Source organism: Bradyrhizobium sp. Kon10 (assembly GCF_055807395.1).
Genome location: NZ_JBVVOZ010000025.1, coordinates 38,539 through 51,938, shown reverse-complemented (window position 1 = coordinate 51,938; position 13,400 = coordinate 38,539). Strand labels below are relative to the sequence as shown.

The following is a 13,400-nucleotide window of genomic DNA, read 5'->3' as shown; positions in this document are numbered from 1 at the left end:
TCATTGCGAGCGCAGCGAAGCCATCCAGACTGTCTCCACGGAGGATTCTGGATTGCTTCGCTGCGCTCGCAATGACGGAGTTTGCGGGCCCGACCTCGAACTATGCCGCGATCAGATCCTCATACATCGGATCGATCGCATCATCCGCCACCAGTTCGTCGCAGAACAGTCTCGCCTCTTCGCGCGCGGACTCGGTGGCGAAGCGGCGCAACAGGACCATCAGCGGCTCGGTGGCGCCACGATCAGTCTCGCAATGGGTGAGCACACGCTCGACCATGCGCCGGTGCAGTCGAGCCGCACTGCCGTCGGTATCGACAAAGCCCTGCTCGTGGCAGGCATCGAGCGCGACCCGGAAGGCCGCGTACGTCGCCTCGGGAAGCCCAGCGCGGCGCAGCAGCGCGTACAGGCTATTGCCGCCGCGATCGTGCAGTAGCGCGGAGACGCGCGCCAGCGGCAGATCGGCCAGGTCGGCGAGTGCGGCGTCGAACAATTCGAGATTGCTCGACAGCAGCGCGCGCAGGATCAAGCCCGCGGTGAGCTGGCCCGTGATACGGAGATGCCGCACCAGATCCTGCATGTCTTCGCCGCGCGAGCGCGCCGCAATGTTCATGGTGGAGCGGTCACGCGCCTCGATCGTCATGCGGTCGGCGCGGTCAGGGCTCAGCCAGTTCCGCGCCACGACGAACTGCGCCAGTGTCTCGGAGAGCTTTGCCACCAGTGCGGCCCGCGTCGCCGCCGGCAGATCTTCCAGCACCAGCATCGCCTCGCGGATCGCGGCGAGATGGCCGTGACGCTCGACGATGCGATTCCAGGAGAACGGTGCGAGCTCGGCGCAGGAATTTTCAATCAGCTCGAGGGCGGCCGCTGCACAGCCAACTTCGGCGATCGCGGCACAGACGGAAGCCGGCAGCGCGAGACGGCGGGCAACGGCGCATTGTACCTCGTCATTGCCGGTCGCGACGATGTCGACGAGGTCCGCATCGATCAGCAGCGGCGAATGTTCGAGCACGGGAAGCGCGACGGACGGCTGGTCGGCCGACAGCGCCCGCACGATCGCCGCGGGCGCATCCGTGCTGCGCGCAAAAGCCTCCGCCATCGCCTGTCGCACCAGGGGCGACGGATCGTCGAGCAGCATCAGCAGCGCGCCCTCGGCCGCGACGCGATCGTCATGGGACAGGTCCGAGATCAGCCAGGCCCGGGCCAATGCCCGCGTCGCCTCGGCCCGCTCACCGGCGGACGCGGTCCTGATCCAATTGATGAACTGCCGAACGATCATGCTGCTTCCGGCTTACGCTACAAAGACGAAGCGGTGACGGCTTGTCACCTGCAACACAAAATAAACCACGACGCTTAATAAAGCGTTCACCATAACTGGCTGGTATTATTGACGTTTTGTTAAGGACGGGAAGCGCTCTCGCCGTGTGACAGCACGTTAGCTCGAGAACGTGCCGGTGCGATCGCTGAACAGATCGAGCGGCTGCGGCGGCCGCACGTCGGGCGTCGCCGAGATCGCTGACGCGACCGAGGTGAGCGAGGCGTTGTTGCCCCACAATTTCTGCACCGTCGTCGAGACCGGCTGCGTGGCTTCGGCGGGCTGATAGATCGAGCGAAACACCGGCGTGCCCGGCGCATTGTCGGCGACGGTCGTCGTCGAGGTTGCGCTGACGGGCGCCACCGAGCGCGTGTCCGGGAAGGTCTGGAGATAGGCAGCGCCATTGATCAAGGGCGCGGAGGGTTGCACGCCGTTTGCGCTCGCGACCTGCGTCGTCGACGGCGTGTCGCCATACATTGCCATCGCGCTGCGGGTCGATTTCGCATTCGCGGCGCTCGCATAGCGGGCGTTCAACACCGAATAGACTTCGGAGACGCTGCGCGCACGGCCGTCTTTGGCATAGAAGATCGAGCGGTTGGCTGACGCCGCATTCGGAAACAGCCGGGCGCCGACTGCTTGCGGATTGTCCTCGGCATTGGCGATCAGTTTCGCGGCACCGCCGACACCCATGAAATGCGCCATGTAGAGTTCGCTGTCGCTCGGCCTGCGGCCAAGAAGCCCGGTCAGCTTGAAACTGTTGGACTGCGTCAACGCCGCGGCCATGCTCGAGGCGGCCTCGGGATCATCACGCAGCTTCAGGATCGACCGCTTCATCGTGGGATCGTCGACGGTGTAGGTCCCTGAGGATGTCTTGCTGATGGCGTCGGAATAGCTGCCATAGCCGAGCTGGGTGCCCGCCTCCTTGACCGTGCCGAGCCAGGTCTGGTCGATGAACTGGTAGAGCCCATGGGCGGACGAGGTGGTGGCACCGGCGCTCGGATCAAAGTCCGATTCCATCTTCGCGGTGGTCAGCATGTATTCGAAGCTAACGCCGGTCTGGCTCGAGGCCTGCTTGATGGCGCCAGCGACGCGCTTCGAGCCTTCGGTCGCGGCCGTCTGCATGGCACTGGAATTGTCGACCGACATGATGGAGTGCCCGCCCCGCGCGGCGTTGAACGGCGCCGGCAATTCGGACGCCCTGTCGTCCCACCGTGGGACAGTTATGGTTAATGCGGGGTTAAATTCTGGGGTTGATCCCCTCCCAGAGTCATTCCGGGGCATCGCGCAGCGATGAGCCCGGAATCCATCTGACCGCACATGGTGCCGCAGAATGGATTCCGGGCTCGCGCTTCGCACGCCCCGGAATGATGGCTGCTACTTCCTGTAAACGTCGCTGGGATCGAACAGTCGCTCGGCATCGACGAAGACGAGCTTGGCGCCGCCCCCCTCCGCCTCGATCTTGCGGTAGAAGCAGGACCGGCGTCCGGTGTGGCAGGCCGCGCCGATCTGCTCGACGCGAAGCCAGACCGCGTCCTGATCGCAATCGGTGCGGATCTCGACCACGCGCTGAGTCTGACCCGAGGTCTCACCTTTTCGCCACAAGGCGTTGCGCGAACGGCTGAAGTACCAGGCTTCCCCGGTCGCAATGGTCTTGTGCAGCGCCTCGCTGTTCATGTGAGCGACCATCAGCACGTCGCCGGTGGCGACGTCGGTCGCAACGCAGGTCACGAGGCCGGCAGCATCGAAGTTGGGAAGGAAAGTTAGACCTTCCTCGATCTCATGAGAGTGAGCGGACACGGTCATCCTCGCCAAACGCGTTCGCGAGGTCAGCGCGTGCCCCGCACCAAGGACAGGAAGCGGGCCTGCTCCGCCGGATTGTCGCGGAACATGCCGGTGAAGCGGCTGGTGAACGTCGAGGCGCCATGCTTGGCGACCCCGCGCACCGACATGCAGGTATGCTCGGCCTCGATCAGCACCGCAACGCCGCGGGGTTTGAGGACCTCGTCGATCGCCGCTGCAATCTGCGCCGTCAAATGCTCCTGGGTCTGGAGCCTGCGGGCGAAGATATCGGTCAGGCGCGCGAGCTTCGACAGGCCGACGACACGCTCCACCGGAGTATAGGCGATGTGCGCCTTGCCGTAGAACGGCATCATGTGATGCTCGCACTGCGAGGTGAATTCGATGTCGCGCACCAGCACAAAATCGTCATAGCCAGCCGTCTCGCCGAAGGTGCGGTCGAGCACCTCAGCCGGGCACTGGTGATAGCCCTGATAGAGCTCGTCGAACGCCTCGACCACGCGCCGGGGCGTGTCGAGCAGGCCCTCACGCTGGGTGTTCTCGCCGATATAGGCGAGCAGCGTCTTCACCGCCTGCTCAGCCTCGGCGCGCGCCGGACGGGGCTGATCGGCGCGGACTGCGGCCGCGAGGAATTCGGAGGGATCAAGCTCTGCCGGGCGGCTCTCGGGCTGCTTGTCGGAAGACTTGCTGGGGCGGATGGATTTGATCGTAGCGTCCATGTCGACTCCGTTCGACGGCCTTACGGCCGGAGTGTCACCGGCAGACGTGGCGGCAAGCCCGCCGGACGCCTGAAGAGAATAGTCTCGGCGAAAAGCCCTACAACTCTAACGGCCGCCGCGTGTTTCTGGATCAGCGCCGCCGGACTGCTGGACTGTTTTTCCGCCTGTTCCGCCCCTATATAGGACCGTGGACGGCGCCCGCCAAGGCCGATCCCGCCCGGAAGCGTTGGACTCCATCACATGCTGAACGACATCTACAACAAGCGCATCATCGAGCTGGCCGGCAATATTCCGCGTCTCGGTCGGCTTTCGGACCCCGATGCTAGTGCCACGGCCCATTCCAAACTGTGCGGCTCGACCGTGAAGGTCGATCTCAAGATGGAGGGGGACAGGGTCACCGATTTCGCCCACGACGTGAAGGCTTGTGCGCTGGGGCAAGCCTCTTCATCCATTATGGCAAGTCACGTTGTCGGCTCGACTGCGAGCGAACTCCGTGAGTTACGCGAAACCGTTCGCAAGATGCTGAAGGAGAATGGCGCGCCGCCCGAGGGCAAATGGGAGGAGATCAAGTTCCTCGAGCCGGTCCGCGACTACAAGGCGCGCCACGCCTCGACCCTTCTCACCTTCGATGCCGTGGTCGATGCCATTGGCCAGATCGAGGCCAAGGCCAAGCAGCCGGCTGCGGCGCAGGGTTGAAGCTTTTACTTTTGCGCTGCCGATGCCGGCGCGACCGGCGCAGTTCCGACAGGTACCATCGCTTCCGCCGTCTTGGTCGACCTGGCAGGCTGCTTCTGCTCCGGTTCCTCGCCGAACCTTGCCTGCGTCTTCGGCGCAAGGTCCGCCACCGCCGGCGCTGCGACGTCCACATGCGGCAGCACGTCCGTCACCAGATCGGTCGTCACGAGGTTGGTGAGCTTCAGCTCGGTTGTGTCGAGCTCGTGCAGGTCTTCCCACGGCGGCACGTTGAGCGCGAGCGACAGCAAGTCACCAGAGCCACCCATATCAAAGGTGTATTTGGCGAGTCGGCCGATGTCGCGCTCCACAATCATCAGGTCCTGCGCGCTGTAGCTCGCCGCTCTGGCGTCGTCAGCGCGATCGCCCATCCAGATCTGGTGAACGCGGACGTGCGCGGCTTCCGGCACGTAGCGCTTCTTGCCGGCCAGCAGCAGGAACACGCACATCGATTCGCAATAAGCGTCCGAGGCGACCGCAGGACGGGCGCTTTGTGCGCCGCGGTTCTGCTGCGTGATGCCGACCGTGGTCAAAAGGCCGAGATTGCGAAAGCGCCGACCGAGCGTGATCGCGTCGTTGACGGAACCGCCACTCGAGTCGAGCACGACAGTCGCGCCGCCGATCTGCCGCCCGCGAGCAAAATCGTCGAAATCCTTCGGCGTGTCAGTGGTGATGATGCCGACCGCGCTGACCCAGCCGCGGCAGTTGGGCTCGCAGGCGACCCAGGAAAATTTCATCGGCAGCTTGCGCTCTTCGAGAGAGCCGCCGGCGCGGGCCGACGAACCGAAAGTCGCGACGGCGCCAGCCAGCACGACTCCACAAGCGGCGGTTCCCACCAATAACCAGCCGCGAAGATTAAGCGACTTCAGAAGTTTCAAACTGGTCCCTTCCCCAAGCCCCAAGCGGTTAAGTCTGAGCCGATTCAGGCAAGCCCCGATGTTCCCTGAGTCTCACACGGACGTCACAAAAATGGTATCCGGGGGAATACAGATCGTCCATAGGTACTTGCTGCACTGCTCCGTGAAAGCAGGCAAAATATGGCGTACGAACAACAGCTTGCAGTTCCCTGCACGGGAACTGCACATCGGGGCGCACAGGACGGCGGCAGAGCGCACATGAAGCACTCAACCTGCGAGCACGGTTCCGGTCCGATGGCCGAGACGCTGCGACTGCCGCGCAGATTCGGCCGTGCGCTAATCTGGCTGTACCGCCACACTCTCTCGCCACTGGTCGGGTACAACTGCCGGCACCTGCCGACTTGCTCCGTTTATGGCGACGAGGCGATCGAGCGCTTTGGACTTTGGGCCGGCGGCTGGATGACGCTGGCGCGCCTGTTGCGCTGCAATCCCTTCGGCACGTCCGGAATCGACAACGTGCCCTTCACCGCACCGCCAGGCGCAAGCTGGTATCGGCCCTGGCGTTACGCTCGGTGGCGCGGCGTCAACCCATCCTAGCCACATGCTGCGGCGCTTTGCGCATCACTGCTCTGACCGGAACCTGAATTGTTGCCTCGCGTTGTTGTGATGCTCCCTAAGGGAGGAAACAACAATGCGCTGGAAAATCAGCCCTCATCTTCACCTCGGGCTTGGTGCGCGTCCCAGGTTTAATCCGAGGGATTGCGATCCCAGAGCCATCGATATGGTCGCCGTGGTCGCCCTGCTCGTGCTCGTCCTAGGCTCCGGCTGGTACCTCGCCACGAGCTTTGCAACGCCAGTCAGCACGACCGCGTTCATTGTGCCAAGCCAGAGCGTGCACTGGTAGCTAGCGAAACCAGAAGAAGCGCCCCGGCGGCGGCGGGATCGGCTCGGGCGGACGCGGCCGTTTCGGGCGTAGCGGTTTCGGCGGCGGCTCGGCCGACGAGGTGGTCTCCCCGGTGGGCGCGACCTCGCTCCCCGGCACCTTCACCGACAGCAGCAAATTCGATTCGTGCATCCGCCAGCGATAGCCGACGCCAAAATCGATCGGCTGCGCGCGCGTGAACAATTCCGCGTATCGCTCCTGATAGCGGCCGGGGAATTCATTGATCGGCCCGAGATAGCGGCCGAACGGGAAGAACCGCCATTGCCGCGCATTGTAGTTCGCCAGCGGAATCCCGGAATCGTCCTGGATGATGCTCGAGCTGTTGGCGAGCAGCCAGTCGCGAACGACGGTGAAGTTGCCGCCATGCAGCAGATAGGACGCGCTCTTGATCAGGCTGTTGCCGGGCCCGAGCGTCTCGCAGAACTTCAGGAAGCCGGCTGCGCGCGCGCCGGAATTCGAGAGATCGGTCGAGAAATAATACAGCGTGCGCGCCTCACCGTCGCTCCCGGCAAAAACGATGCGGACGCCGCGGGTGGCATTCGGTCCCGGGTTGTCGCTGCCCGTGTGCATTCCGCCCTTGTCGTCGACCGCGACCATCTCGACGTTGCGGATGGTCTTGCCGGAGCGCGCCAGGAAGACATAGAGGATCGGCAAGGTGCCGTTGACCTGGTTGGCGTGCAGGTCGACCTTCATCTGCTTGGTGATGAAGAAGGAGAAGCTCAGGATCGAGCCGAGCGAGCGCTCGACATTGTAGAGCGCCGCACCGACCGAACCGCGCGGCAGCCTGGACAGGTCAGGCACTGCACCGACCGGCTCCAGCGCGCCGAGCACATAGGTGCTGGCCTTCGAGTAGAACGCATTGGCGTAGAGAAAATCCGGGCCGCTGAACATGTAGAACATGGTCGGCCGGGGCGCGGCGAGGTTGACATCGGACCAGCTCCGGATCTTCGACAATTGCCGCTGCTCGAGCTGGGCGAAAGCACTATCGAAGAATCTTGCGTGATGCTGCCAGGACGGGTCCCTCGTGAGCGCCACCAGCGGCGAATCCGCCGAAGGCTGCATGCCCGCAAGGAAGCGCGCGGTGTCGTTGAAGGTGACCTCGGCAGCACGCGCGGAGGAGATGGCCGCGGCCAGCAGCGCAATAGCGGCGGCCGCAATTCTCAGAGATCGGAACATGTCTATTCGCGATGTAATGGATTGGCAGCGGCGACCGGCCGCCCGCGGAAAACAGCATAAATCAACAGGCCCGAGAACATCACGAGCATTCCCATGAGCGACTGCACCGGCCGCTCGGTCAAGAGGTAGTACATCATGAACGCGGTCACGAGCAGGAAAACCAGCGGCGTAAGCGGATACCCCCAGGCGCGATAGGGCCGCGGCAGGTCGGGATCGCTGATGCGCAGCTTGATGACGCCGGCCACCGTGAAGAACGAGCAGAACAGCAGCGCAAACTGGATGAAGTCGAGCACCGCCTCAAAACTGCGCGTGAACAGCAGCAGGTTCGAAACCGCGAGCTGAAACAGGATGGCATAGGCCGGCGCGCCCCTCGTCGACTTGCGCGAGAACACGCGAAGCGCCGGAATGTCCTCCCCCATCGTCATCATCACGCGCGGGCCGATCCACATCATCGCGCTGATCGAGGAGATCAGGCCGACGCAGATCATCGCACCGACGACCCTGCCGCCAATCCCGCCGAAGATGGCGCTGCCGGCGATGCTTGCGACGTCGAGCTGGCCGGCCAGCGCGCCGATCGGCGTGGAGTACAAAAACACCGCATTGAGCGCGACATACAGCACGAGCACGATCAGCGTCCCCGCAAGCAGCGCACGCGGAAGACTCCGTTGCGGCGTGTTCATCTCGCCGATAATGTAGGTCGCGGCGTTCCAGCCTGAGAACGAGTACATCACGAAGACGAGCCCAATCGCGAAAGGTGCGCTGACGACGTGGGCGAGATCGCCGGCCTGCGGAGCAAACGAGATCGGCTGTGGCGTGCCGATGACGAAGCCGGCGACCAGGAAGGCCACGATCAGCACGACCTTCAGGATGGTCGAGATCAGCTGGAAGGTCGCGGAGTGCCTGACGCCGGTCAGCTGCACGAGCGAGACCAGCCACACCACGCCGATGGCGAGCGGGATCGGCGGCAAGCCGGGAATGACCGATTTGGCGTATTCGCCGAAGGCCATGGCGGCGAGTGCCACCGGCGCGGCAAAACCGACCGTCGCCGAAACCCAACCGGCGAGGAAGCCGAAGGCGGGATGGTAGGCGCGGCCGAGGAAATTGTACTCGCCGCTCGAGCGCGGAAACATCGCGCCCAGCTCGCTATAGGAGAACACCCCACACAGCGCGACGATGCCGCCGACGGTCCACAGCAGGAGGATCGAGAAGCCGGACGGGATATCCTTGACCTGAAAACCGAGGCTGGTGAAGACGCCGACCCCGATCATGTCGGCGACGACGATGGCGGTTGCGACCAGAACGGAGACCCCGGAGCCGCCTCCGGTCAAGCGGCCAGTCCAGGGCACGGTTGCCGCATCTGATGCCGTCATCGGGGTCCTTAAGCTCAGGCATCGCGCCTGATGGGATGCATCGTGCAGATTGGTCCAGTCAATTCAAGCAGGGTTAACACGGGTTAAATGAGGCAAACGAAATAGGTACCACAACACCGCGCGTGGACGCCCTTAAGCAATAAGACTCCCAGAGCCCGGAGAATCCCGTTCCCCTTCCCCACAATCACGACACGATTGCATGGTCCTTTTGAGCGTTCCGGATGTGGGGAAGTTTGTCCGGACACTTAACGCCGCCTAAACGCCAGTCGGTTCAATTTGCTTAAAGATTGCCGCTGGACTTTGGGTTCATGGCTTGGGGTCATGGGTGGATGGTCGGGGCCGTTGCTAACGTGAGAGCTGACATGCGTGCTGATCGGACGAGGTCCGGTCGACGCGGTCGTGCGCTCCGGTTCGCCCTGATCTCAGCCTTGGTGCCGATCTCGCTGACGCTGGTTCAATGCGGCAATTCGACCAATCCGGCGGCGCTCGCCGCGAACTCACAAGCCAACGTTCAGGTCGTCGCCAAGACCAATTCGCAAGTCGCGAGCAGCGATACGTTCGAGGATCGCTTTCCTGCTCCGCAATTCAGGGAGCGCTTCCCCGCCGCGAGCGAGAGCTTGCTGCAACGGCAGATGTCGGACTTCTCGCCCAAGCGCGCCGTGCAGCAGCAGCCCCAGCAGGCACCCTACAAGGTCGCCTCGCTCGCGCCGCAGGTCCCCTATCAGCGTCCGCCGCGCGAAGACCTGACCACCCTCGTCAGCATGAAGTCGTCCGCCTTCCCGTATTTCGGCAACAACCCGGCTTCCGACGCGCCCTTCCTCAACATCTCAAAGGGCGACCGCCGCGGCCACCGCAGCTATTCCGGTCGCGTGTTCTGGCAGGACGAGACCTACAATGACAGCCGCGTGCTGATGCACGTTCCCGAACATTTCGATGTGCGCAAGTCGGGCGTCATCGTGGTGTTCTTCCATGGCAATGGGGCGACGCTGGAGCGGGACGTGCGCGACCGGCAACTGGTGCCGCAGCAGATCAGCGATTCCGGCGCCAATGCCGTGCTCCTCGCACCGCAGATGGCGGTCGACGCCGCAGATTCCAGCGCCGGCAAGTTCTGGCAGCCGGGCGGCCTCAAGCGCTTCATGACGGAATCGGCCGAGCATCTGGCCCGCCTCACCGGCGATCCCAACAATGCGCGCGCCTTCGCCGATATGCCGATCGTGATCGTCGGCTACAGCGGCGGCTTCCTGCCGACCGCCTGGAGCCTCGAGGTCGGCGGCATCAGCGACCGCGTTCGCGGCGTCGTTCTACTCGATGCGGTCTATGGCGAAATGGACAAGTTCGCCTCCTGGATCGAGAGCCACCGTTCCGGCTTTTTCGTCAGCTCCTATACCCATTACACCGCGCGGCGCGACCGCGAGCTGATGAGCATGCTGCGGCAGAAGGGCATCAGCGTCTCCGAAGAGATGGATGGGCCGCTACGTCCTGGCAGCGTGGTGTTCATCGAAACCGGCGACGGCATTACCCATCGCGACTACGTCAACCGCGCATGGACGCAATATCCGCTCAAGGATGTGCTGGTGAAGATGTCGGCGACGCCGGCCCTGGCGCTCACGCGCGTTGCCGCCACCACATCATCGGTATCGGGCCGCTAGTTTGGCGGTTGCGTCCAGCGCTCCAATGACGACGTCGTTCAGATAGGATCACGCAGACGCGCAGCGCGTGATCCTCGATTGTTGCCGCTCAGGTCTTCGGTAGCTTGGGAATGCTCTCGGCAAAGCCGTTGAAGCAGGCCAGCCGCTCGTCCTCTTCCTTGAAGAGGCGACAATCGGCGACGCCCTTGGCCTTCGGGGGCTTCGGCTTCGGCGCCGGCGGGATCACCGCGTCGTAGCAATTGAGGCGGTCCTTGGTACCGTCATCGAGGTCCAGGCAGGCCTGGAGCCGCACCGCGATCGACTGCGGCTTGCCCTTCGGCGCGGCAGCGGCCGGCTTGGCGGCGGCCTCCTTGGTGCCCTTGGTCCCCTTGGGCTTGACCTGCATCAGCGGCTTGTCCCCCACCATCGGTGGCTTATCGGTTTGTGCAAGCGCGGAGGCTGAATAGAGCACCGCAGCAACCGCCAGAATGATCCTCATCTCAGTCAACTCTCTTTGGTCCCCATGACTGGCTTCTAGCGCTGTCCCCGGCGGTTTGCCAAGCGCCTTGCGCAGGGGAGACGCTGGCGTCAGGCCGGAGCGGCAGCGGCCGGCCGAGGCCAGGACCGCCGGGACCAACACGACAAGACCGCGACCTGAGGGCCGCCAGACGAAATAGTTGGTGCAAGACACCGGCCTGTGGCGGCCGCTTTCTTGGAATTGCCGGATTGCACAGGCCGAATCGCCTGATATATCGCTCGTTCCCGCTTACCTGCGCTCGTTCGCAGGAGTGAGCCTCAGGAGAAAAGACATGACCGACCAGCCCAAGTCCGAATCCGGCTTCCAGTACAGCCTCAGCAATTTGAGACCCGTGACCCCGCCCGAAAAGATCACCCTCACCTTCCCCGACGGCGCCCGGCGCGAATATCCCAAGAGCACGACCGGCATGGAGATCGCCAAGGGCATCTCGCCGTCGCTGGCCAAGCGCACGGTGGCGATGGCGCTGGACGGCGAGCTCGCCGACCTCAACGATGCCATCGAGAACGACGCGAAGATCGAGCTGGTGAACCGCGACGATCCGCGCGCGCTCGAGCTGATCCGCCATGACTGCGCCCACGTGCTGGCGGAGGCCGTGCAGACGCTGTGGCCGGGCACCCAGGTCACCATCGGACCCGTGATCGAGAACGGCTTCTACTACGATTTCTTTCGCAACGAGCCGTTCACCCCGGAAGACTTTGCCGCGATCGAGAAGAAGATGCGCGAGCTCATCGCGCGCGACAAGCCTTTCACGAAAGAGGTTTGGGATCGCGAGAAGACCAAACAGGTGTTCCGCGACAAGGGCGAAGCCTTCAAGGTCGAGCTGGTCGATGCCATTCCCGGCAACGAACCGATCAAGATCTATTATCAGGGCGACTGGTTCGATCTGTGCCGCGGCCCGCACATGACCTCGACCGGCAAGGTCGGCAACGCCTTCAAATTGATGAAGGTGGCCGGCGCCTATTGGCGTGGCGATAGCAACAACCCGATGCTGACCCGCATCTACGGGACCGCGTTCGCCAAGCAGGAGGATCTCGACGCTTACCTCAAGCAGATCGAGGAAGCCGAGAAACGCGACCACCGCAAGCTCGGGCGCGAGCTCGACCTCTTCCATTTCCAGGAGGAAGGTCCGGGCGTCGTGTTCTGGCACCCCAAGGGCTGGACCATCTTCCAGCAACTGATCGCCTATATGCGCCGTCGCCTGACCGGCGATTACAGCGAGGTCAACGCGCCGCAGATCCTCGACAAGTCGCTGTGGGAGACGTCCGGCCATTGGGGCTGGTATCGCGAGAACATGTTCGCGGCGCAGTCCGCCGGCGACGAGGCCGAGGACAAGCGCTGGTTCGCGCTGAAGCCGATGAACTGCCCGGGCCACGTTCAGATCTTCAAGCACGGCCTGAAGAGCTATCGCGACCTGCCCTTGCGGCTCGCCGAATTCGGCGTGGTGCATCGTTACGAGCCCTCCGGCGCCATGCACGGGCTGATGCGCGTGCGCGGCTTCACCCAGGATGACGCGCATATCTTCTGCACCGAGGATCAGCTCGCTGACGAGTGCCTGAAGATCAACGACCTCATCCTGTCGACCTATGCGGACTTCGGCTTCACGGGCGAGCTTACCGTGAAGCTGTCGACCCGGCCGGAGAAGCGCGTCGGCACCGATGCGATGTGGGATCACGCCGAACGCGTGATGGCGACGGTGCTGCGCGAGATCCAGTCGCAGAACAATCACATCAAGACCGAGATCAATCCGGGCGAGGGCGCGTTCTACGGGCCGAAGTTCGAATATGTGCTGCGCGACGCCATCGGGCGTGACTGGCAGTGCGGCACCACGCAGGTCGACTTCAACCTGCCGGAACGGTTCGGTGCGTTCTACATCGACCACGACGGCAGCAAGAAACCGCCGGTGATGGTGCACCGCGCGATCTGCGGCTCGATGGAGCGCTACATCGGCATCCTGATCGAGCACTATGCCGGCAACTTCCCGCTCTGGCTCTCGCCGGTGCAGGCGGTGGTCACGACCATCACCTCGGAAGGCGACGAGTACGCCAAGCAGGTTATGGAAGCCGCGCGTCGGGCCGGGCTTCGGGTCGAGATCGACCTGCGCAACGAAAAGATCAACTATAAGGTCCGCGAGCACTCGCTGGCAAAGATCCCGGCGCTGCTCGTGGTCGGCAAGAAGGAAGCCGAGACGCACTCGGTCTCGGTCCGCCGGCTCGGCAGTGACGGGCAGAAGGTGATGCCGACGGCCGAGGCGATCGCCGCGCTGGTCGACGAGGCCACCCCGCCGGATGTCCGGCGGATGCGCGAGCGGGCCTGATCCCTGAAATCGGT

At 63.8% G+C, this 13,400-nt stretch carries 13 protein-coding genes; 5 read left to right on the top strand and 8 right to left on the bottom strand.

Annotated elements, in window-relative coordinates; all coding sequences use genetic code 11:
- Window positions 1–100: 100 nt before the first annotated feature.
- The 4 genes from AC0L2O_RS27355 to folE all read right to left on the bottom strand — a co-directional run bounded on the left by AC0L2O_RS27355 (window position 101) and on the right by folE (window position 3,828).
- On the bottom strand, window positions 101–1,276 hold the full coding sequence (locus AC0L2O_RS27355) for a DUF2336 domain-containing protein (protein WP_409188200.1): 1,176 nt from the start codon (window positions 1,274–1,276) through the stop codon (window positions 101–103).
- Between the two features lie 156 nt (window positions 1,277–1,432).
- A complete protein-coding gene (locus AC0L2O_RS27350; protein WP_473371908.1) occupies window positions 1,433–2,458 on the bottom strand; it encodes a lytic transglycosylase domain-containing protein in 1,026 nt (341 codons plus the stop codon).
- 228 nt (window positions 2,459–2,686) lie between these two features.
- A complete protein-coding gene (gene hisI, locus AC0L2O_RS27345; RefSeq protein ID WP_473371907.1) occupies window positions 2,687–3,109 on the bottom strand; it encodes a phosphoribosyl-AMP cyclohydrolase in 423 nt (140 codons plus the stop codon).
- 29 nt (window positions 3,110–3,138) lie between these two features.
- Window positions 3,139–3,828 (bottom strand): GTP cyclohydrolase I FolE, encoded by a 690-nt coding sequence (folE, locus tag AC0L2O_RS27340; protein WP_369722992.1) that lies wholly within the window; start codon window positions 3,826–3,828, stop codon window positions 3,139–3,141.
- A 240-nt stretch (window positions 3,829–4,068) separates the two neighbouring features.
- Here folE and AC0L2O_RS27335 point away from each other — a divergent pair, with 240 nt between their 5' ends.
- Entirely contained in the window at window positions 4,069–4,524 is a 456-nt protein-coding gene (locus AC0L2O_RS27335) for an iron-sulfur cluster assembly scaffold protein (RefSeq protein ID WP_369722990.1), read from the top strand.
- A gap of 5 nt (window positions 4,525–4,529) precedes the next feature.
- On the opposite strand, the gene AC0L2O_RS27330 is transcribed toward AC0L2O_RS27335, so the two are convergent.
- Window positions 4,530–5,438: a COG3904 family protein gene (locus AC0L2O_RS27330; protein ID WP_409188198.1), complete on the bottom strand. Its 909-nt coding sequence runs from the start codon at window positions 5,436–5,438 to the stop codon at window positions 4,530–4,532.
- Window positions 5,439–5,675: 237 nt separating this feature from the next.
- On the opposite strand from AC0L2O_RS27330, the gene yidD reads away from it, so the two are divergent.
- Window positions 5,676–6,014 (top strand): membrane protein insertion efficiency factor YidD, encoded by a 339-nt coding sequence (yidD, locus tag AC0L2O_RS27325; RefSeq protein WP_369722986.1) that lies wholly within the window; start codon window positions 5,676–5,678, stop codon window positions 6,012–6,014.
- Window positions 6,015–6,108: 94 nt separating this feature from the next.
- Complete coding sequence (locus AC0L2O_RS27320) at window positions 6,109–6,321, top strand: hypothetical protein (protein ID WP_369722984.1); 213 nt, start codon at window positions 6,109–6,111, stop codon at window positions 6,319–6,321.
- Here AC0L2O_RS27320 and AC0L2O_RS27315 read toward each other — a convergent pair whose 3' ends face one another.
- Window positions 6,322–7,536 carry a hypothetical protein gene (locus AC0L2O_RS27315; RefSeq protein ID WP_473371906.1) on the bottom strand — a complete coding sequence of 405 codons (1,215 nt, stop codon included), beginning with the start codon at window positions 7,534–7,536 and terminating at the stop codon, window positions 6,322–6,324.
- 2 nt (window positions 7,537–7,538) lie between these two features.
- A complete protein-coding gene (locus tag AC0L2O_RS27310; protein WP_473371905.1) occupies window positions 7,539–8,906 on the bottom strand; it encodes an APC family permease in 1,368 nt (455 codons plus the stop codon).
- 362 nt (window positions 8,907–9,268) lie between these two features.
- On the opposite strand from AC0L2O_RS27310, the gene AC0L2O_RS27305 reads away from it, so the two are divergent.
- Entirely contained in the window at window positions 9,269–10,555 is a 1,287-nt protein-coding gene (locus AC0L2O_RS27305; protein WP_473371904.1) for an alpha/beta hydrolase, read from the top strand.
- Between the two features lie 88 nt (window positions 10,556–10,643).
- On the opposite strand, the gene AC0L2O_RS27300 is transcribed toward AC0L2O_RS27305, so the two are convergent.
- Window positions 10,644–11,033, bottom strand: coding sequence for a hypothetical protein (locus AC0L2O_RS27300; RefSeq protein WP_369722978.1), 390 nt, complete (start codon window positions 11,031–11,033; stop codon window positions 10,644–10,646).
- Window positions 11,034–11,343: 310 nt separating this feature from the next.
- Here AC0L2O_RS27300 and thrS point away from each other — a divergent pair, with 310 nt between their 5' ends.
- Window positions 11,344–13,386 carry a threonine--tRNA ligase gene (gene thrS / locus AC0L2O_RS27295; RefSeq protein WP_473371903.1) on the top strand — a complete coding sequence of 681 codons (2,043 nt, stop codon included), beginning with the start codon at window positions 11,344–11,346 and terminating at the stop codon, window positions 13,384–13,386.
- Window positions 13,387–13,400 lie beyond the last annotated feature (14 nt).